At 63.8% G+C, this 19,792-nt stretch carries 15 protein-coding genes and 2 pseudogenes; 8 read left to right on the top strand and 9 right to left on the bottom strand.

Going from position 1 to position 19,792, the window contains the following annotated elements:
* The first annotated feature begins 41 nt into the window (after window positions 1–41).
* The 3 genes from FJ974_RS28215 to FJ974_RS28205 are packed head-to-tail and all read left to right on the top strand — an operon-like array spanning window position 42 to window position 3,486.
* The gene (locus FJ974_RS28215) at window positions 42–992 is read left to right on the top strand and encodes an ABC transporter permease (RefSeq protein ID WP_140532142.1); all 951 of its coding nucleotides are present in this window, start codon (window positions 42–44) and stop codon (window positions 990–992) included.
* Window positions 989–1,840, top strand: coding sequence for an ABC transporter permease (locus FJ974_RS28210; RefSeq protein ID WP_140532140.1), 852 nt, complete (start codon window positions 989–991; stop codon window positions 1,838–1,840). The genes FJ974_RS28215 and FJ974_RS28210 overlap by 4 nt, the downstream gene beginning before the upstream one ends.
* Window positions 1,837–3,486: an ABC transporter ATP-binding protein gene (locus FJ974_RS28205; RefSeq protein WP_140532138.1), complete on the top strand. Its 1,650-nt coding sequence runs from the start codon at window positions 1,837–1,839 to the stop codon at window positions 3,484–3,486. Before FJ974_RS28210 ends, FJ974_RS28205 begins: the two co-directional genes overlap by 4 nt.
* A 9-nt stretch (window positions 3,487–3,495) precedes the next feature.
* Here FJ974_RS28205 and FJ974_RS28200 read toward each other — a convergent pair.
* Window positions 3,496–3,940, bottom strand: a pseudogene (locus tag FJ974_RS28200) (AsnC family transcriptional regulator); the annotation flags it as partial.
* A gap of 12 nt (window positions 3,941–3,952) precedes the next feature.
* Window positions 3,953–6,019: an FAD-dependent oxidoreductase gene (locus FJ974_RS28195; protein ID WP_413468377.1), complete on the bottom strand. Its 2,067-nt coding sequence runs from the start codon at window positions 6,017–6,019 to the stop codon at window positions 3,953–3,955.
* An 81-nt stretch (window positions 6,020–6,100) separates the two neighbouring features.
* On the opposite strand from FJ974_RS28195, the gene FJ974_RS28190 reads away from it, so the two are divergent.
* Window positions 6,101–7,039: a LysR substrate-binding domain-containing protein gene (locus FJ974_RS28190; protein ID WP_140532135.1), complete on the top strand. Its 939-nt coding sequence runs from the start codon at window positions 6,101–6,103 to the stop codon at window positions 7,037–7,039.
* A 43-nt stretch (window positions 7,040–7,082) separates the two neighbouring features.
* Here the strand turns inward: FJ974_RS28190 and FJ974_RS28185 are convergent, their stop codons facing one another.
* The gene (locus tag FJ974_RS28185; protein WP_140532133.1) at window positions 7,083–7,559 is read right to left on the bottom strand and encodes an Lrp/AsnC family transcriptional regulator; all 477 of its coding nucleotides are present in this window, start codon (window positions 7,557–7,559) and stop codon (window positions 7,083–7,085) included.
* Between the two features lie 224 nt (window positions 7,560–7,783).
* On the opposite strand from FJ974_RS28185, the gene FJ974_RS28180 reads away from it, so the two are divergent.
* Window positions 7,784–9,109, top strand: coding sequence for an NAD(P)/FAD-dependent oxidoreductase (locus FJ974_RS28180; protein WP_140532131.1), 1,326 nt, complete (start codon window positions 7,784–7,786; stop codon window positions 9,107–9,109).
* A 260-nt stretch (window positions 9,110–9,369) separates the two neighbouring features.
* Here FJ974_RS28180 and FJ974_RS28175 read toward each other — a convergent pair whose 3' ends face one another.
* A complete protein-coding gene (locus FJ974_RS28175) occupies window positions 9,370–10,077 on the bottom strand; it encodes a helix-turn-helix transcriptional regulator (RefSeq protein ID WP_140532129.1) in 708 nt (235 codons plus the stop codon).
* 94 nt (window positions 10,078–10,171) lie between these two features.
* On the opposite strand from FJ974_RS28175, the gene FJ974_RS28170 reads away from it, so the two are divergent.
* Window positions 10,172–10,570: a VOC family protein gene (locus FJ974_RS28170; RefSeq protein ID WP_140532127.1), complete on the top strand. Its 399-nt coding sequence runs from the start codon at window positions 10,172–10,174 to the stop codon at window positions 10,568–10,570.
* A 155-nt stretch (window positions 10,571–10,725) separates the two neighbouring features.
* Window positions 10,726–11,222 (top strand): annotated as a pseudogene (locus tag FJ974_RS28165) (Tn3 family transposase); the annotation flags it as partial.
* A gap of 29 nt (window positions 11,223–11,251) precedes the next feature.
* Here the strand turns inward: FJ974_RS28165 and FJ974_RS28160 are convergent.
* The 5 genes from FJ974_RS28160 to FJ974_RS28140 all read right to left on the bottom strand — a co-directional run bounded on the left by FJ974_RS28160 (window position 11,252) and on the right by FJ974_RS28140 (window position 17,984).
* Window positions 11,252–12,631, bottom strand: coding sequence for an FAD/NAD(P)-binding oxidoreductase (locus FJ974_RS28160; RefSeq protein ID WP_140532125.1), 1,380 nt, complete (start codon window positions 12,629–12,631; stop codon window positions 11,252–11,254).
* Window positions 12,628–12,927, bottom strand: a complete 300-nt coding sequence (locus tag FJ974_RS28155; RefSeq protein WP_140532123.1) for a (2Fe-2S)-binding protein — start codon at window positions 12,925–12,927, stop codon at window positions 12,628–12,630. The genes FJ974_RS28160 and FJ974_RS28155 overlap by 4 nt, the downstream gene beginning before the upstream one ends.
* On the bottom strand, window positions 12,924–14,909 hold the full coding sequence (locus FJ974_RS28150; RefSeq protein ID WP_140532121.1) for a hydantoinase B/oxoprolinase family protein: 1,986 nt from the start codon (window positions 14,907–14,909) through the stop codon (window positions 12,924–12,926). The genes FJ974_RS28155 and FJ974_RS28150 overlap by 4 nt, the downstream gene beginning before the upstream one ends.
* A 4-nt stretch (window positions 14,910–14,913) precedes the next feature.
* Complete coding sequence (locus FJ974_RS28145) at window positions 14,914–16,992, bottom strand: hydantoinase/oxoprolinase family protein (protein WP_140532119.1); 2,079 nt, start codon at window positions 16,990–16,992, stop codon at window positions 14,914–14,916.
* 89 nt (window positions 16,993–17,081) lie between these two features.
* On the bottom strand, window positions 17,082–17,984 hold the full coding sequence (locus FJ974_RS28140; RefSeq protein WP_140532117.1) for a LysR family transcriptional regulator: 903 nt from the start codon (window positions 17,982–17,984) through the stop codon (window positions 17,082–17,084).
* A 117-nt stretch (window positions 17,985–18,101) separates the two neighbouring features.
* Here FJ974_RS28140 and FJ974_RS28135 point away from each other — a divergent pair, with 117 nt between their 5' ends.
* Window positions 18,102–19,226, top strand: coding sequence for an NAD(P)/FAD-dependent oxidoreductase (locus FJ974_RS28135; protein ID WP_140532115.1), 1,125 nt, complete (start codon window positions 18,102–18,104; stop codon window positions 19,224–19,226).
* Window positions 19,227–19,792 lie beyond the last annotated feature (566 nt).

The raw sequence follows: 19,792 nt of genomic DNA, 5'->3' as shown, positions 1-19,792 counted from the left end.
GTGCAAGATTGTCGGCCGAACGCAACCGCAGGAGCGCTTCCATGACGTCTGGGGTTTTGAACCTCGTGGTGAAGCGGCTGGGGATCGCGTTCGTCACCCTTCTGATCGTGCTGTTCGCCGTGTTTTTCGCCACCAGCATGCTGCCTGGCGACACCGCGTCCATCCTGCTCGGCCAGGCGGCGACGCCGGAAGCGGTCGCCGGCCTGCGCGAGGCCATGCATCTCAACGATCCGGCGATCCTGCGCTTCCTGCGCTGGCTTGTCGGCCTGCTCCACGGCGACCTCGGCACCTCCTACGCCAACGACATGCCGGTGGCAGCGCTGATCGGCGGGCGCCTGGTCAACACCATGAAGCTCGCCGGCATCACCACGCTGCTCTCCGTGCCACTGGCGCTGACGCTCGGCATCACCGCCGCCATGCTGCGCGGCTCTGTCTATGACCGCACCGTCACCATTGTTTCGATCGGCGTCATCTCCGTGCCGGAATTCATGGTCGCGACGCTGGCGGTCCTGCTCTTCGCGGTTTATCTGAAATGGCTGCCGGCACTGTCCTCGGTCAACGAGGCGCATTCGCTGACCGACCTGGTGCGCATCTATGCCATGCCCGTGATCACGCTCACCTTCGTCATCTCCGCGCAGATGATCCGCATGACCCGCGCCGCGGTGATCGAAACGCTCTCCACGCCATATGTGGAGATGGCGCTGCTCAAGGGCGCCTCGCGCAGCCGCATGGTGTTCAAGCACGCGCTTCCCAATGCGCTCGGGCCGATCGTCAATGCGGTTGCGCTGTCGCTTTCCTATCTGGTCGGCGGCGTCATCATCGTCGAGACGATCTTCAACTATCCCGGCATCGCCAAGCTGATGGTCGACGCCGTCGCCACCCGCGACCTGCCGCTGATCCAGAGTTGCGCGATGATCTTCTGCCTCGGCTACCTCTTCCTCATCACCGCCGCCGACGTCGTCGCCATCATGTCCAACCCGAGGCTCAGATGACGATAGCGCACGCGACAACCTCCCGACGGTCCTTCCTGGGCCACAGCTACAGCCTCGTGGGCGTCGTGGCGGCGCTGGTCATCGTGGCTTGGACGCTCGTCGCGATCCTCGCGCCCTACATCATTCCCCATTCGATCGGCGACATCGTTGACGACGACTATTTCGGCCCAATGCGCCAGGGACTGTGGCTCGGCTCGGACTATCTGGGGCGCGACATGCTTTCGCGCGTTCTGATGGGCGCCCGCTACACCGTCGGCATATCGCTCGCGGCCGTCTGCATCGCCTGCTTTTCGGGTGTCGTGCTCGGCATGATCGCGGCTGTCACCGGGGGCTGGCTCGACACCTGCCTCAGCCGCTTCCTCGACGCCATGAACTCCATCCCCAGCAAGCTGTTTGGCCTCGTGGTCGTTGCCGCGGTCGGCTCGTCCATCCCGGTGCTGATCCTGACGCTTGCGGTCATCTATATCCCCGGCGCCTACCGTTTTGCCCGCGCGCTCGCCGTCAACATCAACACCATGGACTTCATCACCGTCGCCCGTGTCCGTGGCGAGAGCACCGCCTACCTCATCGGGTCCGAGATCCTGCCCAACATCATTCGCCCGGTGCTGGCCGACTTCGGCCTGCGCTTTGTCTTCATCGTGCTTTTGCTCTCTGGTTTGTCCTTCCTCGGGCTCGGTCTTCAGCCGCCACTCGCCGACTGGGGCGCATTGGTGCGCGAGAACATCGGCGGCCTGCCTTTCGCGGCCCCCGCCGTCATCGTGCCGTCGCTGGCGATCGCCAGCCTCACCATCAGCGTCAACCTGCTGATCGACAACCTGCCGCAGAAGATCAGGGACCGCGACGCATGAGCAATCTCGTCGAGGTCAGGAACCTGCGGATCGAGGCCAAGACCGACGCCGGACGGCTTGTGGACATTATCAAGGGCGTCAGCCTGGAGATCGCCGATGGCGAGATCGTCGCGCTGATCGGCGAAAGCGGCTCCGGCAAGACGACGGTGGCGCTCTCGCTGATGGGCCATGCGCGGCCCGGCTGCCGGATCACCGGCGGCGAGATCAACGTCAACGGGAAGAACATGGCTGCTCTTTCCGAAAAGGAACGCGCCAGGTTGCGCGGCACCGACATCGCCTATGTTCCGCAAAGTGCCGCCGCCTCGTTCAACCCCTCCTCCACGATCATGGAGCAGGTCATCGAGGTCACGCGCATCCACAAGCTGATGCCACCCGAACAGGCGCGAAAGCGTGCGGTCGAGCTGTTCAAGGCCCTGTCGCTGCCGGATCCGGAAAGGATCGGCGCCCGTTATCCGCATCAGGTTTCCGGCGGGCAATTGCAGCGGCTGTCGGCGGCCATGGCGCTCATCGGCGATCCCAAGCTGGTCATCTTCGACGAGCCGACGACGGCACTCGACGTCACGACGCAGATCGACGTGCTGAAGGCATTCAAATCGGTCATGCGGGCAGGCGGGATAGCAGGTGTCTATGTCTCTCACGACCTCGCGGTCGTCGCCCAGATCGCCGACCGCATCGTGGTGCTGAAGGGCGGCGAGGTGCAGGAGACCGGCACCACGGCGACAATCCTTTCGGGCCCCCAACATCCCTACACGCGCGAACTGCTGGCCGCGTTCGAACCGAAGCCGCGGCAAGCGCACGCGGATGCCAGGACAAAGCATCTGCTGCGTATCGACAATGTGACGGCCGGCTACGGTGCGATGCGGGATGACGGACTGCCGATCATCCGCGCCGTCGATTCCGTCAGCCTGGTCGTGGAGAAGGGGCGCAATCTCGGCGTTATCGGCGAATCCGGCTGCGGGAAATCGACGCTGGCGCGCGTCATCGCCGGTATCCATCCGGCGGCGGCGGGCAATATCGTCTTCGACGGTAAGCCGCTGCAGCCGGCTGCCAGGAAACGCAGCCAGGATCAGCTGCGCGAGATGCAGATCGTGTTCCAGTATGCCGATACCGCGCTCAACCCGGCCAAGCCGGTGGAAGACATCATCGGCCGCCCGTTGGCCTTCTACCACCGGCTCGACAGGCAGGCGCGCTCGAAGCAGGTCGACGAACTGCTCGACATGGTGCGCCTGCCGAGGGGCCTGCGCTACCGGCACCCATCGGAGCTCTCGGGTGGCCAGAAGCAGCGTGTGAATTTCGCGCGCGCGCTGGCAGCCAACCCCAAGCTGATCATCTGCGACGAGATCACCTCGGCACTCGACACGGTAGTGGCCTCGGCTGTGATCGAGCTGCTCAAGGAACTGCAGCGCGAGCTGGGGCTGTCCTACATCTTCATCAGCCACGACCTTTCCGTCGTCGAGGCGATCTGCGACGAAATCATGGTCATGTACAACGGGCAGCAAGTGGAGCAGATCACGCCCGATAAGGTGAAGGCGGCCACCCATCCTTATTCAAAGCTTCTGTTCTCCTCCGTGCCGAAGCTCGATCCGACCTGGCTCGACGGCCTCGTGCGCGACCCCGAGCTCGTCAGCCAGTACGGCCACCGGTGACTGTATCGAAAGGCTGGGCAGCGGCATATGCGCCTTGACGATGGGAGACTTCAGCACCATGAAACCGAAACACTTGTAGATACCGATATTCATGTCGGCAAGCCGCTCGATCATCGCCTGAGATTCAGCAATTGCGCCACTGACGAATTTCAAGAGATAGTCATAACGCGCGCAGACGCGGTGGCCATTCGACGCCGCCATCGACCTTGTCGATGGCGCCGCGCGAAGTTGATCTGGCGACGGTTGGCCAGCGTGATTTCAGTGAAGACGGTGAGCGTCCGGCCCTCGATCTGCGCCGGATAGCGCACGATATGGCCTTGAGCCTGCAGCTTCTTCACCGGCACAGGCTGGGGGTTAGGGGAGAGACCGCCCAGCTCTGCCAGCTCCACATTCGCGATACGGCCGTTCTTCTGCAGCTCGTAAAGGATTTGATGTCAATCCGGTCGAGTTTCATGGACGCACGCGTCTACAATCGCGAGCAGAGTCGGTAGGCTTCGTAGATCGACGAGTAGATGTCCCTGCTGGCGACCGCGTCCCCAATGCGATGCAGGACGAATGATCCAGGCGCTTGGGCATTATCCCCCTTCTTGGTCCTCGTTCCCGTCATGAGCGCAATGTCGGTGACGCCATTGTTGGCGGAGCGCGCGCGCAATTCCTGGTAGGTGTCTTCCATCGGCACGGTGCCTCGCTCGACAATGAGTTGGGCCGCCGTCATTTCCGTTTCCGCGCCGGTGAGCTCGTGCCGGAACCTGGCGGCGATCCCGTTGCCTTGGCGCGCCACCTTGACGAGGCGCTGGTCGCCGACGACCCGGATTGCGAGCTCCGAGGCAAGTTTGCGCAAACTCACCCGCTCCGGATAAGGGGTCTCGAGCGCCAGGGTGTCGTCGACCATGGCCAGGCTCACCACGCGCCCCAGCCGAGCAAGATGCAGGGCGCAGGAACTGGCGGCCTGACGTCCGGTCTCGTCGTAGATCAGCACATCGCCCTTTGACGGCACGACCCCGGTCAAGACGTCCCAGACGCTATCGCAATGTTCGGCACCATCCAGCCGTTCCATGTCCGGAATGCCGCCGGTGGCGACGATGACCGCGTCCGGCTTCTCGGCGAGGACGGCCTCTGCGTCCGCATAGGTGTTGAGATGGACTTGCACGCCAAGGCGAACAAGCTCGTCCGCGCGCCAGTCGACGATGCCAATGAGGTCCCTGCGGTCCAAGGCGGAGGCCGCGACGAGCACCTGTCCGCCAAGCCTTGCACCGGCTTCAAGCAGGCTGACAGTGTGTCCGCGCTCGGCGGCGACCCTTGCCGCTTCCATCCCACCCGGACCACCGCCCACCACGACCACACGTTTCGACGTTTCAGCTCGGTCAATGATGTGGCTGATGGTGGTTTCATGGCCGCTGGCCGGATTGTGAATACAGTGCACCTTCTTGTACAGGCAGTAGGATGCGCCGACACAGGGGCGGATGCGTTCTTCCTCTCCGCGCGTCAGCTTGTTGACGATGTGCGGGTCGGCGATATGCGCCCTGGTCATGCCAACCAGATCGACAAGATTTTCGCGGATCGCATGGCGGGCCGTGGCTATATCCCTGATGGCCGCGGCGTGGATGACGGGCAGCCTGGTTTCCCGTTTGAACTGTCCGACCAGCGGCAGGAAAGGCGCGCTCTTGGTGAACATGCCGGGCATGTTCTGCTCGGCCAGGGACAGGTCGGTGTCCATGCGGCCGAAGATGCAGTTGAAGAAATCGATATGGCCTTGCCGCTCGAACAGCCGGGCGAAGGCAAGGCATTCCTCGAAATCCGATCCCTCCTCGACCGCCTCGTCGATCACGAAGCGGATGCCGACAGCGAAGTCGTCACCCACCGCGCGGCGGATCGCCTCGTGGACCATCAGGCCGAAACGCGCCCGGTTTTCCAGCGAGCCGCCAAAGGCGTCCATGCGCCTATTGGTTCTGCCAGACAGGAATTGGCCGATCAGATGGCCGCCAGTGACGCTCTCGATGCCGTCCAGACCTCCGTCACGGCAACGCTTGGCGGCACTGGCGTAATCCTTGACGATCCTGTCGATGTCCGCGGCATCCATCTCTTTCGGAAAATTCCGGTTTCGTGTCTCGCGCACACGCGACGGTGCCACCGGCGGCAGCCAGTTACCGGCATAGGCGGTGGCGCGCCGGCCAAGATGCGAGACTTGGCACATGACGGCCGCGCCGTGGCGATGAATTCGCTGCGAGAGCGACTGGAGATGCGGGATGATGCGATCGCTCGAAAGATCCAGCTGGCCGCCGCCCCAGCTCGAATCGGGCGACGTCATGGCTGAGCCGCCCGCCATGGTCATCGCCAGGCCGCCGCGCGCTTTCTCCTCGTGGTAGCGCTGGTAGCGTTCGAGCGGCAGGCCACCTTCGTCGAGCATCGAGGCATGGCTGGTGCTGACGACGCGATTGCGCAGCGTCAGGCCCTTGAGCCGAAACGGCTGAAGCAGAGGATCGCCGGATGGGCCGCCTGCTGGAGATGCCGCTATGTTCACGTCGTGCCCCATCCCATTCATGAAGGTTATAGTCCGTCATTTGTGGGGCTTGAGAAAGCTTGAAAATTATTGGGGTGCCTATACGCTGGGCGTATGGCTTGTTTTGCAAAACTCGTTCCCTCCGCGCGCGGGCTGCTTGTCTTCGAGGCGGCTGTCCGGTCGGGAAGTTTCACGGCCGCCGCTCGGGAGTTCAACGTCACGCAACCATCGATCAGCCGCAGTATCGCCCAGCTGGAGACCGATCTTGGTGTCGCTCTTTTCACCCGGGGCCCAACCCGGTTGGCCCCGACTGCAGAAGGGCGTGACCTCTATTCGGCCGTGCGGGAGGGATTCGACGGCATCGAGGAGGTGATCCGGAGAATCAAGCGGAACGGGGCCGCAAAGCCGGTGGTTACCCTTTCGCTTTCGAGCTCTCTCGCAACGCACTGGTTCGTTCCGAGATTAGGGGCGTTCAACACGAGATTTCCCGATGTGGAGCTGAGGTTCGAGCTCATCGCCGGCGTTTTGCGGGGACCGGCCGAGACTGTCGACCTTGCCACGCGAATCCTGGCCAATGACGATACGCACTATCATCACTGGCCATTCTCGCCGGAAATCATCGTGCCGGTGTGCAGCCCCTCCTACCTGTCGGCGCACGGCCGGTTGATACATGTCGGAACCGGGGAAGGTCATGTCCTGCTTCATCTGAGCGACGACAGGGAGCAGTGGCTCGACGCCTGGGGCAAAGTGGCCGACCGCAAGACCGGCAGGGCAAAGTGGCTGGAGTTTTCGGACTACGCGGTCGTGCTCCAGGCGGCGATGAACGGCGAAGGCGTGGCGCTCGGCTGGCTCAGCAATGTCTCGAGGGCATTGCTTCAGGGAACGCTTGTTCCGGCCTCGGACAGGCAGGTCAACACCGGCCGGACCCATCAGCTGATTGCGCCACGCTCACGGCCGCTACGACCGATCGTATCCGACATTTGCGCCTGGATGATCGCCGAGATGCAAGTCGAATTGAAGGCGCTGCATCCGATGTTGCGGCCGGGCGTGTAAAGTGCCTGTGCGATAACCACAGTCCACGCGCGGCCGTCGCCGACTACATCGGAAACAGGCTGGGCAGCGGCATGTGCGCCTTGACGATGGGCGATTTCAGCACCACGAAGCTGAAATACTTGTCGATGCCGATATCCATGTCGGTCAGCCGCTCCATGATCGTCTGATATTCGCCGATGCCGGCGGTCATGAATTTCATCAGATAGTCGTAGCCGCCAGAGACGAGGTGGCATTCGATGACCTGGTCGATCTTCTCCACCACGGCAAGAAAGCGGGCGAAGTCGACCTGGCGGTGGTTCTTCAGCGTGATCTCGGTGAACACCGTCAGCGTCTGACCGAGCTTGCCGATATTGACCTGCGCCGAATAGCCCTCGATGTAGCCTTCGGACTGCAGCTTCTTGACCCGCATCAGGCATGGGCTCGGCGACAGATGCACCAGGTCGGCCAATTCAACATTGGTAATACGGCCGTTCTTCTGCAGTTCGTGCAGAATCTTGATATCGATTCGATCCAGTTTCACGGCCGTCTCCACGGAAGATGGCCCACAGCACAAAATGCCGTCGCCCCGGTGAACGTCCAAATTACCATACCCCGCTGCGCTGTCCATCCGAGCGGATACCGCTTTGAAACGCAGGGACTAGCGATTTCAGTGGGATTGCCGGAAGAAAATTCTGCTTGTGCCTCAACTGCGGCAGCGGCTGCCTGCGCAACCCGATAAACTGGCGCGTCAGGAAAGAGAGGATCATGCGCGCGCCACTGCAGCAAATCGAGACATCCAGCGAACTGCCGCGATCCGCCGATGCGGTGGTCATCGGCGGCGGCATCGTCGGCGTCTTCGCAGCCTACTACCTGGCGCGGCGCGGCATGAAGGTGGCGCTCGTCGAAAAGGGACGCATCGGCGCAGAGCAGTCCTCCCGCAACTGGGGCTGGTGCCGCCAGCAAAACCGCGACGCCCGCGAACTGCCGATGGCGACCCGCAGCCTCGATCTCCTGGAGCGCTTTGCGGCCGAAAGCGGCGAGGATACCGGCTTCCGCCGCTGCGGCCTGCTTTATCTCAGCAATGACGACGCGGAATTGGCCGGCTGGGTGCGCTGGTGCGACTTCGCCAAGACTGCCGGCGTCACCACGCATATGCTTGACGCTCGAGAGGCCAGTGAACGGGGCATTGCCACTGGCCGGACCTGGAAGGGTGGCGTCTTCTCGCCGACAGACGGCACCGCTGATCCGTCGCGGGCCGCTCCGGCGGTCGCCCGCGCCGTCCTTAGGCTTGGCGGCACGGTGCTGCAGAATTGCGCCGCGCGCGGTATCGAGACCGCCGCCGGGCGTTTGAGCGGCGTAGTCACTGAAGGCGGGACGATCCGGACGAAATTGGCGGTGATGGCCGGCGGCGCCTGGGCGTCCTCTTTCTGCCGGCAGCTCGGCTTCCGCTTTCCGCAGACATCGATCCGCTCCTCCATTTTGTCGGTCTCGCCCGGCGCCGAAGGCCTGCCGGACGCGCTGCACACGGCGAAGATATCGGCGACGCGCCGCGGCGACGGCGGCTACACCCTTGCCATCAGCGGGCGCGGACGCGTCGACGTGACGCCGCAGCAGCTGCGCTTCTCCTCGCATTTCATCCCCATGTTCCTGAAGCGGTGGCGAAACCTCGCGCCCGGTGGGCTGCAAGGCGTGCTTTCGGGCCACGAGACGCTGAAACGCTGGCGGCTCGACCGGCCGACGCCGATGGAGCGCATGCGCATCCTCGATCCGGTCCCGGATCAGGCGACGATCCGCCTGACACACGCGCGGGCGCTCGAACTGCTGCCCGACCTCGCAAAGACCAGGATAAGCTCTGCCTGGGCAGGTTATATCGACAGCACGCCGGACGGCGTGCCGGCCATAGGCGAGATTGACCCCGTTCCAGGCTTCTTCCTGGCTGCCGGATTTTCGGGACATGGCTTCGGCATCGGATCCGGCGCCGGACATCTGCTCGCCGATCTGGTGACCGGGTCGGAACCGATCGTCGACCCGAAATCCTACGATCCGCGGCGCTTCGATACATCGGCCTGGGGCAAGGTCGCCGACTTCTAGAGCCGGCCGCGACTTTCGCAATCGCATCAGCTGGGGTTTGAGTAGCAACGGAACAGAAAACCTACATAGGGCGCCGTAGAGAGACAGGCGGGGCCGCCTGGACGGCATCGGGGTGGATTGCGGACAGTCCTCTTCTCGATCTGCTGGGGCACATTAGCCTCCATGCCTCGATTTCCCGTTATGTGAGTTCGGCCTTGTAAGGCTCAGGCTCGTTCTCTCTTCTTGTAGAGAATAGTATTACACCGTAAGCGTCAGGCCGCTCATCTGGCGTGTGAGTGGAGGGCGAGCTGGTTCTCGCGCCATGTGTGCCATCGCCGACGCAGTTCACCATCGCGAAGGGCGATAGCGCCCGGACAAACGTCCGCAGCCAACATTCGATCAGTGCGAAAATGTCGAAAATCCTGCCGCAGTTCGCACCATGCCACTAGTAATCGGCTGGTTTCGGAATACCCAAGAATAACAGGCCAGACGGTTCGGATCGTGATCTCGCCTGCTTCCGAGCGATATTCAAGTTGCAGCTTCCGCCCTTCTCGAATGGCCTGGCGGATAGGAGCAACATCGATGCTCTCGTTCGGCGTCGACCGCGTCGACCGTATGCCCATGCTTGGTTCCGCAATAAACGGGCGCAGTGTCTCGGGAACTACCGCCGCGATCTTACTGACAACATCACGGGCGGCGTTTGCGATCACCGCATCCGAGTGCAACGCGACCCATTGGGCGCCGAGAACGATGGATTCAACCTCGTCTGGCGTAAACATCAGGGGCGGCATGTCGAAGCCAGGCTGAAGCATATAGCCAAAACCAGCTTCGCCACTGATTGGCACACGTTGCCCCATCAGGTCCGCAACGTCCCGATAGACCGTGCGCTTGGACACTTCCAGTTCCTGCGCGATTGCAGCAGCGGTCACCGGTCGGCTGTTACGCCGAAGGATCTGTATCAGTTGAAAAAGTCGATCGGCTCTACGCATATGCTGACTCCTGCTGCCATAATGCTGGCAGCAGCGCTATGACACAAGCTCTGAAATGCGCGGCAATGGTGCCGCGCTGCCGCAGGAAATAGTCATGAAATTTGCATCCATTCGCATCATCACTGGCAACATCAAGCAGATGGTTGCCTTCTACGAAATGGTCACGGGGGTGTCGGCAGAATGGCTTGCACCTGTATTCGCAGAAATCGTCATGCCTGGCGCCGTGCTCGCGATCGGTTCTGAGGCGACAGTGCCACTGTGGCAAGAAAACAGCGCCGAGCCAGGCGCCAACCGCACGGTCTTCATCGAGTTTCAAGTCAACGATATCGATGCGGAATACGCGCGTCTTAAAGAGAGCGTACTACTCGTACACGAGCTTAAGACGATGCCGTGGGGCAACAAGACTTTCCAGTTCCGCGATCCGGAAGGCAATGCGGTATCTCTCTTCATGCCGGCTACTGAAGAAGCCAGAAGTCGATTCGCAGGCCGGTAATCTGATTGGGCCAATGGGCAATGTCCGATAACACACCGGTGGACCATAGAAACTATGTCGTGACCGTTTTGCGATCTTGCCAAACGGCTGCGAGCGACCGCAATAGCGTCGATTCTGTCGTCCCGGCTTTGCAATAAACCCCGGTTTGATGTGACGCTGCAGGCCTCACTCGGACCCTTCAGACCAATGACCGGCCAACCCGTCTTGCTCGCGCCCTGCAGGAACTCGCCGCCTAATCACGACCCTCTATCTCCTGCGATTCATCGACAATGAAAGCAACAGACGCCGTATTCTCATCCAGCTCAATCGCGGTGAAGGACGCCATCAGCTCGCCCGCGTCATCTTCCATGGAAAGCGCGGCGAATTGCGCCAGCGCTATCGTGAAGGTCAGGAAGACCAGCTCGGAGCGCTCGGCCTGGTCGTCAATCTCGTCGTACTCTGGAACACGATCTACACGGATGCCGCCCTCAACCAACTCGTGGCCGAAGGGTATGATGTCAGGCCGGAGGATGTCGCGCGCTTGTCGCCGCTCGGCTTCAGACATGTCAACATGCTCGGCCGATACGCCTTCACGCTTCCCGAATTCGTGGCCCGAGGCGAACTCAGGCCGCTACGCGATCCAAAAAACGCCGATCCGGACGAAGAGCCTTGAAATCCTTATGTAGGTTTTCTGTTCCGTTGCTACCCAGACCCCCAGCCCTCTTGGAGAAAAGCGCCGATAGGCGCGGGCCGCACGGGCGCCTGGCCGCGGAACCGGCCGACATCCTTTGCCGCGCACCCGGCCCGCGCCGCGACGATTTCGACGGTTGCCAGCTGGCAATAGCGCCCCTGACAGCGCCCCATCCCGGCGCGTGAAAGCGACTTCACCCGGTTGGCCTCGCCACCGCCGAAATCCGTGCCCTCGCGCACGCCTGCAGTCGTCACGTCCTCGCACCGGCAGACGATCGCATCATCGGGAAGTGTTCGCACCATATTGGACGGCCAAGGAAAAGCGGTAGCCAGACCGCGGGCAAAGCGCTCGAGTCGCGTGAGCTTGCGCAGATCGGCGGCGGCGGAAGGCGCCACGTGCCCGATATCGGTGAGGCATGCCACCGCCGCGAGACGCCCCGCGATCTCCGCTCCGTCCGCGCCGACGAGACGAGCCCCGTCGCCGGCAAGGTAGACTCCGTTGCCGGCCCGCCCCATCTCGTCGGTCTTCGGCAGCCATTGCTGCCATTGCTCGTCATAGGTGAAGGCGCATCCCGTCAAGTCGGCAAGATGCGTCTCGGCGCGCAGATGCCAGCCCATGCCGATCATATCGCACGGGGTGAGGCGCTGCCGTCCGCCGGCGTCGCGCCAGCGCATCGCGATGACACCTGAAGCATCGGCCTCGATGCGTTCCAGCATCACGCCGGCATGATAGCGACGGCGGAGCATGGTTCTCAGCGCCAGACCGCGCAGTGCGACCAACGGGCGGGCCGCGAGCCCTCCAAGACCCCGCATCTGCTGACGCCAAGACGAGGTGTCCAGCACTGCCGCCACATCCGCCCCGGCCTTGAGGAGTTGCGCGCCCACCAGGGTCAGCAAAGGCCCCGATCCCATCAGCACGATACCCCGTCCGAGCGTCACGCCCTGCGCCTTGAGCGCGATCTGCGCCGCGCCGAGGCTGTAGACGCCGGCACTCTGCCAGCCGGGGACCGGAGCGACACGATCGGACGCGCCGGTGGCAAGGATCAGCCGATCATAGCCGATCACCTGCACCCCGCCCTCCGCCAGAACATGCAGCCGGCCCCCGCGAACAGCGATGACCGAGCTGCCTGCGTGGTGGGTAAGCCGCCCCTCTGCCACCAGCCGATCGAACAGCGCATGCAGCGCCTGCGCCTTCGCCGCCTCCGATCCGTAGAGCTGTTCCGGCCTGCGGATGAAACCGTCAGGCGGACGGCGATAGATCTGCCCGCCGGCGCGATGCCCTTCGTCGATGACCATTGGGTGGAGTCCGGCCGCAACCAGCATTGCCGCTGCCCTGATGCCGCCGGGACCGGCGCCGACGATCACGATTTTTGGCGATGAGACGTCGCTCACGGCCAGCCCTCCGGCGGCTTCCTGCTGAGCCGCATGCCCTCGGTGACAGGCGTGGAACACGCCCGCAGGCGTGGCCCCTCCTCCTGCCACACCCAGCAATCCTGGCAGGCGCCCATCAGGCAGAAGCCGGCGCGTGGCTCAGGTCCGAACTCGGAACTCCGCAACGCGTGTCCTGAAGCCAGCATTGCGGTCAGCACGGTGTCGCCCGCAAGCGCGCTGCGCATCTCACCATCAAGAACGAAACGCACCTTTGGCCGGTCGCGCTCGGCCAGCCGGACGATGCGGCCGGTATTCATTCCGCGGCCTCTCGGCCCAGCCTGGGACGTGGCAATTCAGGGAAGCGTTCGCAGACCGCATCGAAGGCGGCCTGGACGCCATCCGCCCCGGAGCGCCCTCTCATGCGCCGAAAAATCTCCGTCTTGACGAAGAACCGCCAATGGATCGGCAAAGCATCCAATATCGCGTGGAGCCGGTCATAGGCGGCAGACGTCCATTGCGCTTCGTAGCCTTCGCGCTCGGGGCCGAAGTGGAAATGGCTGGCGGCCGACTTGTGCCGTGCGCGCAATTGCGCGGTCGCCTGCTGGTTGACCTCGCCGTCGCGGAGGACCACGCCATAGTCGCGCTCGGCTGCCGCCGGCGAGAGATAGCCGCGCCGCACGTCCTGTGCCACCCGCCACGGCTCGCGTTCATGCGGATCGCCGCGCCCGCCGCCGCCGGCGGAGCGGATCTCCAGCACATCGCCGGGCTGCAGTACGGCCGTGTCGATGTTGCCCAGCCGCCGTTCGCGCACGGTTGCTGGATTGACGACCATGTCCGACAGGCCGGCAGCTTTGCCGCCCAGCACACCCCAGGGACGGAAGAAGCTGCGGTCGCGATTGCGCGCCGTAAGCCGGGAGTCGGGAGCAAAGACGCGGAAGGCCATCTCGGTCGCCAGTCCGCCGCGCCACCGGCCCGCGCCGCCGCTGTCCCTGGCGAGCCCGTATTTCACGAACTCGACCGGGGTCTCCGTCTCGGTGATCTCGATCGGCGTGTTCTTTAGATAAGCGGCATCCGCACCCGAGCCGTTGGTCCCGTCGCGATGCGGCATCGCGCCGCCGCCGCCCACCACCGGGTTCACCGCCGCGATGACGCTCCGGCTGGTGCGTTCGTCGGTGGTCATGACGTTGACGATGCAGTTGTTGCCGGCCGGCGCTGCGGGCAGGCGCTCCGGCAGGGCTTGCGAGAAGGCGCCGAAGATGACCGAGCGCAGTCGCGCGCAGGTGAGCGAACGCATGCCGACGGCGGCGGGATAGACTGGGTTGAGCACCGAACCTTGCGGCGCGATGCAGGTGAAGGGACGCGTGAGGCCGGTGTTGAGCAGGAGCTTCGGGTTGAGCGTGTAGAGCACATAATAAACGCCGACGAGCAGCATGGTGTGGCGCGGATCACCACCCGAAGGCACGTTGAGCGAGGAGCCGAGCTGCGGATCGGACCCGGTGAAATCGAGCACCGCCTCGTCGCCTTTGATCGTCAGCCTCAGTTTCAGCCGGCAGGGATTGGTCTCGACCGAATCCTCGTCGGCATAATCGGCGAATTCCCAGGTGCCGTCGGGCATGGAACGCAGCACGTCGCGCGCCTGCGCCTCCGCATGGTCAAGGAGAGCGGAAACGCCCTCGATGAAGCCGGCCTTGCCGAACTTCTTCACCATCGCCTGGATCTTGCGCTCGCCGGTGTTGAGAGCGCCGACCAGCGCCTTGATATCGCCGATGTTGAGGTCGGGTTTGCGCACATTGGTGCTCATGATCCGCAGGATCATCTCTTCGAAGACGCCTTCCCTCACCAGCTTCATCGGCGGAAAGCGGATGCCTTCCTGGTGGATCTCGGTGAGCGCGCGGCTGAGCGAAGCCGGCACCGCGCCGCCCATATCGGTGTTGTGGATGTGACCTCCGGTCCAGGCGATGATCTCGCCGTCGACGAAGACCGGCTTCCACAAATGCGTGTCGGGCGCATGCGTGGCCACGTGGCCGGAATAGGGATCGTTGGTGAAGGCGACGTCGCCCGGCCGGTAGTCGTCGACCATCGCGATCGCGCGGTGATAAGAAAGCCCCGGATACCAGGTGGCGCCGAGTTCCATCGGGACGGCGAAGGTGGCGCCCGAGCGATCCATCAGCATGACGGTAAAATCCTGCGTCTCCTTGACGAAGGCGGAGTGCGCGGTGCGGTGCAGCGTGTGGGCCATGTTCTCGGCGGCCGCGCGGGCGTGGTTGGCCAAAACCTGCAGGTTTGTCTGATCAAACATAGCGTCACTCCGCGAAGGTCAGCAGAAGGTTGAGATGGCGGTCGACGCGTGCCTGCGCCCCCGCGGGGATGGCGAAGGTCGTGTCTTCCTGCACCACCACGGCGGGCCCTTGAAAGGTGCTGCCGGGGACAAGGGTCTGCCGGTCGTGGAGGTCGACGGTCTCGACGCTCAGGCCGGTATAGACCGGAAGCCGGCGCGCCGGACTGGCGGGAGCATCGATCCCATCGATCTCAGGAAAGACGAGTGCCGGACCCGCACCGATCGCCGACAGCCGGACATTGACCAACTCGATCGCGCCATCCGGGTCGTGGAAGTCGTAGAGCTGCTCATGGGTGCGGTGGAAAGCTTGCTCGATTGCCTCCCGGTCGCCGTCCGCCAGCCATTCCGGCGACAGGACGACTTCGATCTCGTAACTCTGCCCGACATAGCGCATGTCGCAGGAGAGATTGAGCTGAGCGGCCGTGTCGTGCCCCTGTGCTGCGAGCCAGTCGCGGCCCTCTTGTGCAAGGGCCTCAAAGGCTTCGCGGATTGTGGGGAGCGATGTGCCCGACAACGGGCTGAAGATCGTGCGGATGAAATCGCCGCGCAGGTCCGCCACCAGTCCGCCCAGCGCCGACACCACGCCGGGGCGGCGCGGCGCCATCACCCGCTTCATCCCAAGCTCGCGGGCCAGGAAGGCGCCTAGCATCGGGCCGCCGCCGCCGAAGGGCATCAGTGTGAAATCGCGAAGGTCGACGCCGGCGCGGGAAGCAAGCTTCTCGACCTCGACGAACATTTCCGACACCGCGATATCGAGGATCGCCTGCGCCGTCTGCTCGACCGGGCGGCCGAGCCGGGCGGCAAGATCGCCGACCGCGCGCTGGGCCAGGCCGTTATCGACCTTAAGCTGGCCATAGGCCATCTCGCTGTGGCCGAGCCATCCGCAGACAACCATGGCGTCTGTCACCGTCGCCCGCGCGCCGCCACGGCCGTAGCATGCCGGTCCTGGCGTCGAGCCGGCCGACTCTGGTCCGACCCTCAGAACCCCTTGCGCGTCGACACTGGCGATGGAGCCGCCGCCGACGCCGATCGAGCTGACCGACACCGACGGGATATGAAGCGGAAACTCGCCGATCAGCTCGCCGGTGCCGAACTGTGCCTCGCCGCCGATGATCAGCGCGAAATCGGCCGACGTCCCGCCGATGTCGAGGGTCAGCACCTTGTCTTCCCCGGCCTGACGCGCCAGCCACGAGGCGCCGATGACGCCGGAAGCGGTTCCCGACAAAAGCATGTTCACGCAGGCGCGCTTGCCTTCGGCGGCGTTCATCAGCCCGCCATTCGATTTTGTCAGCATTGGACGGGCCGGCACGCCGCGGCTCCTCAATCTCTCTTCCAGTGCCGTCAGATAGCCGGAGACACGCGGATGGACGTATCCGTTGAGAATGGCGGTCGAGCTGCGCTCATATTCGCGGATGACCGGCCAGACCTCGGCCGAGGTGAAGACGAAAAGATCGGGCGCGAGGCTTACGATCGCAGCTTTCACCGAGGCCTCCTGCGCCGCGTTGCGCCAGGCGTGGAGGAAGGAGACGATGACGCCCTCCGCCCCGTTCGCCTTCGCCTCCGCGACCGCGCTTTCCACTGCAGCCATGTCCGGCGCCTGGGATTCACTCCCATCGGCACGCATGCGCGCCGGAATGCCGAAGACCATGTCGCGCGAGATCAGCGGATCCGGCCGCGAGCAGAACAGCGAATACATTTCCGGCATGCGAAGCCGCGCCAGTTCGATCACGTCCTCGAAGCCGGCATTGGTGAACAGCGCCAGTGGCGCGCCCTTGCGCTGGATGATGGTGTTGATGCCGACCGTCGTGCCATGCACAAAGCGCGTCATATGGATCGGATCGAAGCCCTCGCGTTGGGCGAGAAGCGTGAGGCCGGTCATCAATTCGGCGCCCGGGTCCTCCGGTGTGGTCAACACCTTCAGCGAGGCAACGCGCCCGGAATTTGCTTCCAGCGCGCAAAAATCGATGAATGTCCCGCCGATATCGACGCCGACTTTCCAGTCGGCCGCTTGCCGCGCCTCATCCGCCGCGATCACACCGTCCATGATGCGTCCCTTCCTGTCTGCTGGCCAAAACTGGCACGAGCAGACGCTCAAGGTCCAAGACGGATGACGGGCAAGGATATAAGTCTGGCTTATGCTTTGAAGCCTTCGCCGAGGACAGCAAAACAGGCCGCGCGGATTTCATCGCGCATCATCTCGTCGGCGCGCGATAGGGCCCGGGCACGCGACGTGAGCAGCGCGATCGGAAATTCCGGCCCGCCCGCCAGCGGCCTGACTGCAAGCCCGGCAAACTGGTGCCAGGGCAAAAGCGCATCGACGAGGCCGATCCCCAAGCCGGCCTGAACGAAGCCGACCGCGGAGATGGAGATGTCGATCTCCAGCGACGGCGAAAGCGCCACGCCTTGCGCGCGTGCCGAGTGGGCCAGTTCTTCGGCGGGACGGGTATTTCCGCGATAAGATATCAGCTCCTCCCCAACGAGGTCGGCGAGCGTCAGCTCGGTTTTCCTTTGCAGCGCGTGCCCAGCGGGTAAGAGGCATGCGAAACCGATGCTGCCCATCACCTGTGCGTCAATGTCGGGAGGCAGGCGATCGTCCATGGCCACGCCGAGACTGGCATCGCCCGCGCGCAGCATGTCGACGATCGCGGCGATCGGCGCGCTATGGGCACGCAGCAATATGTTGGGCTGCTGCGCCCGGAATGCGGTGAAGGCGCGGGGCAATATCGCGATGGCCGGCGGCGGCGAGGCCGCGACCCGCACCAGTCCGGCTCGGCCGAGGCGCAGGTCCGTGGTCTTACGGCGCAAGCCGTCGAGTCCCGCCAACAGCCGCTCGGCATCGGGGAAGATTTCGAGCGCCTCAGGCGTCGGCCGCAGCCGGCCCTTGACACGCTCGAACAGCGTGAAGCCGAGTTCGTCCTCCGTATGGAGCAGCACTTGGCTGAGCGCGGGCTGGGAGATGTTCAGCATCCTCGCCGCGGCGGTCACCGTGCCGGCGCGCATCACGGCTGTGAACACTTCGAGGTGCCGGGCCCGCATTTGCCACTCCATAGGGAAAGCTTATGGCTCTCGTCCAAACCCATCTTTGACGCAATGCCGCCGCGCCGACAAGATCGGCGTATTCGAGGATGATCCGCTCCGCGCAAGGACCGACTAATGGATGTGATCGTGCTGGGCGGCGGATTGATGGGGGCGGCCTCGGCCTATTTTCTCGCCAGGCGCGGCGCACGCGTGACGCTGATCGAGCGCAAACGGATCGGCAGCGGCGCAACCGTCGCCTCCTTCGGCAACATCCGGCGCAGCGGGCGGTATCTCTCGCAGCTTCCGTTGGCCCATCGCTCACTCAGGCTATGGGGGGAGGCCGAGAAGATGCTCGGCCGAGACGTGGAATTCCGGGCCACCGGCCATATCCGGCTGATCTTCGATGAAGGCAGTCTCGCCGACATGCGCGCCTATGCCGAGGCGGCGCGGCCCTGCGGCCTCGATCTGGAAGAAATCAGCCCGCGAGAGATTAGCGCTCGTTTCCCCGGCCTGGGTCCCGACGCGATCGCGGCATCTTTCTCGCCACGAGACGGCAGCGGCAATCCGCGGCTGATCGTGCCGGCCTTTGCCGAGGCGGCCCGCAAGCTGGGAGCGGACATCATCGAGGAAGCTGACGTCGAGACCATCAAGCACACGAGCGCCGGTTTCCTTGTCGCCACCGCAAAGGGCGCGTTCGCCGCCGAGTGCCTGCTCAATACGGCCGGCGCCTGGGGCGCGCGGATCGCCGCGCAGTTCGGGGAAGAGGTTCCCCTCAGTGCCCGCGGGCCGCAGATGGGTGTCACCGAGCCGCTGCCGTATCGGATCTTGCCAGTTATCGGCATCTGGACGCGCGACAAGGACTATGGCGCCTATCTGCGTCAGGTCGAGCGGGGCAACATCGTCTTTGGCGGCGCGGCCGAAAGAGTTTCAGTGGACCTCGATCCCGGCCATGCTGCCGCCGATCCGATGCGGCTTCCGGCGCAGTTGCGCGCTGTCGCGCGGCTGCTGCCGGCGATCGCGCGGGTCGCAGTCATCCGCACCTGGTCCGGATGCGAAGGCTATGTGCGCGACATGCTGCCGGTCATGGGACGCTCGGCGACGATGCCGGGCCTGTTTCATGCCTTCGGTTTCAGTGGGCATGGCTTCCAGCTTGGTCCAGGCGTCGGCGACGCCATGGCCGAACTGATTACGACCGGCGGTTGCGAAACGCCGCTCGACGATTTCAGTGTCGATCGCTTCAGCCACAACAATGGCGCCTGATGTTCGATTGCATCAGGCCCGGTGCCATTGCTTTCCGATCGCCGATTTGCACCAATATCGCACCCAAGCTCTGCGCGAGACAGTCCGGCATTTACTTCAGACGCTGCAATCTGTCAGATCAGTCAAACCGTTGGAAGGAAATGCAGAACCGTCGGACACACTTGATGCGCAATGAGAACGGCGAGCGAAAAGGCGGTCTTATGTAGCAAACGCACCAAATTCCCGCGACTTAAAGGGCGGGTTACCATAAAATCCGGGGATGCCAAGAGTAGCGCCCATTTGTCCGCTCGACCCGATACCAGCACGCCATCAACACGCTTGTTGCCAAGCGTTCCGAGATATCCGGCCTAATCCGGGTTCAATACAAGTTTAAAGGCTGGTCCATGCGCGCCCTCCCTCGCATGATCGCAACACTAGGATGTTGCTGACACGTCTTGCAACTGCCGCCTCAGGTATGGCCCGGCAGTTTACGAAGCAATTCCGGGCGATTCCTGGCCCGCCGAATAGCCGCCCCGTCTCTTGGTATCAAACCCTACGCATAAGGGCGACGGCGGAACAAACGTCGG

This window comes from Mesorhizobium sp. B1-1-8 (assembly GCF_006442795.2).
Taxonomy (GTDB): domain Bacteria; phylum Pseudomonadota; class Alphaproteobacteria; order Rhizobiales; family Rhizobiaceae; genus Mesorhizobium.
The sequence above is the reverse complement of the archived record's forward strand: the minus strand, read 5'-3'. Positions and strand labels throughout refer to the sequence as shown.

What these genes read in the sequence shown, in the direction of transcription:
- FJ974_RS28140 (WP_140532117.1), bottom strand. Translation starts at nt 17,984, where the DNA reads ATGCGGGCCCGGCACCTCGAAGTGTTCACAGCCGTGATGCGCGCCGGC.
- FJ974_RS28195 (WP_413468377.1), bottom strand. Translation starts at nt 6,019, where the DNA reads ATGGGGCACGACGTGAACATAGCGGCATCTCCAGCAGGCGGCCCATCC.
- FJ974_RS28205 (WP_140532138.1), top strand. Translation starts at nt 1,837, where the DNA reads ATGAGCAATCTCGTCGAGGTCAGGAACCTGCGGATCGAGGCCAAGACC.
- FJ974_RS28170 (WP_140532127.1), top strand. Translation starts at nt 10,172, where the DNA reads ATGAAATTTGCATCCATTCGCATCATCACTGGCAACATCAAGCAGATG.
- FJ974_RS28135 (WP_140532115.1), top strand. Translation starts at nt 18,102, where the DNA reads ATGGATGTGATCGTGCTGGGCGGCGGATTGATGGGGGCGGCCTCGGCC.
- FJ974_RS28180 (WP_140532131.1), top strand. Translation starts at nt 7,784, where the DNA reads ATGCGCGCGCCACTGCAGCAAATCGAGACATCCAGCGAACTGCCGCGA.
- FJ974_RS28210 (WP_140532140.1), top strand. Translation starts at nt 989, where the DNA reads ATGACGATAGCGCACGCGACAACCTCCCGACGGTCCTTCCTGGGCCAC.
- FJ974_RS28215 (WP_140532142.1), top strand. Translation starts at nt 42, where the DNA reads ATGACGTCTGGGGTTTTGAACCTCGTGGTGAAGCGGCTGGGGATCGCG.
- FJ974_RS28150 (WP_140532121.1), bottom strand. Translation starts at nt 14,909, where the DNA reads ATGTTTGATCAGACAAACCTGCAGGTTTTGGCCAACCACGCCCGCGCG.
- FJ974_RS28155 (WP_140532123.1), bottom strand. Translation starts at nt 12,927, where the DNA reads ATGAATACCGGCCGCATCGTCCGGCTGGCCGAGCGCGACCGGCCAAAG.
- FJ974_RS28145 (WP_140532119.1), bottom strand. Translation starts at nt 16,992, where the DNA reads ATGGACGGTGTGATCGCGGCGGATGAGGCGCGGCAAGCGGCCGACTGG.
- FJ974_RS28175 (WP_140532129.1), bottom strand. Translation starts at nt 10,077, where the DNA reads ATGCGTAGAGCCGATCGACTTTTTCAACTGATACAGATCCTTCGGCGT.
- FJ974_RS28190 (WP_140532135.1), top strand. Translation starts at nt 6,101, where the DNA reads ATGGCTTGTTTTGCAAAACTCGTTCCCTCCGCGCGCGGGCTGCTTGTC.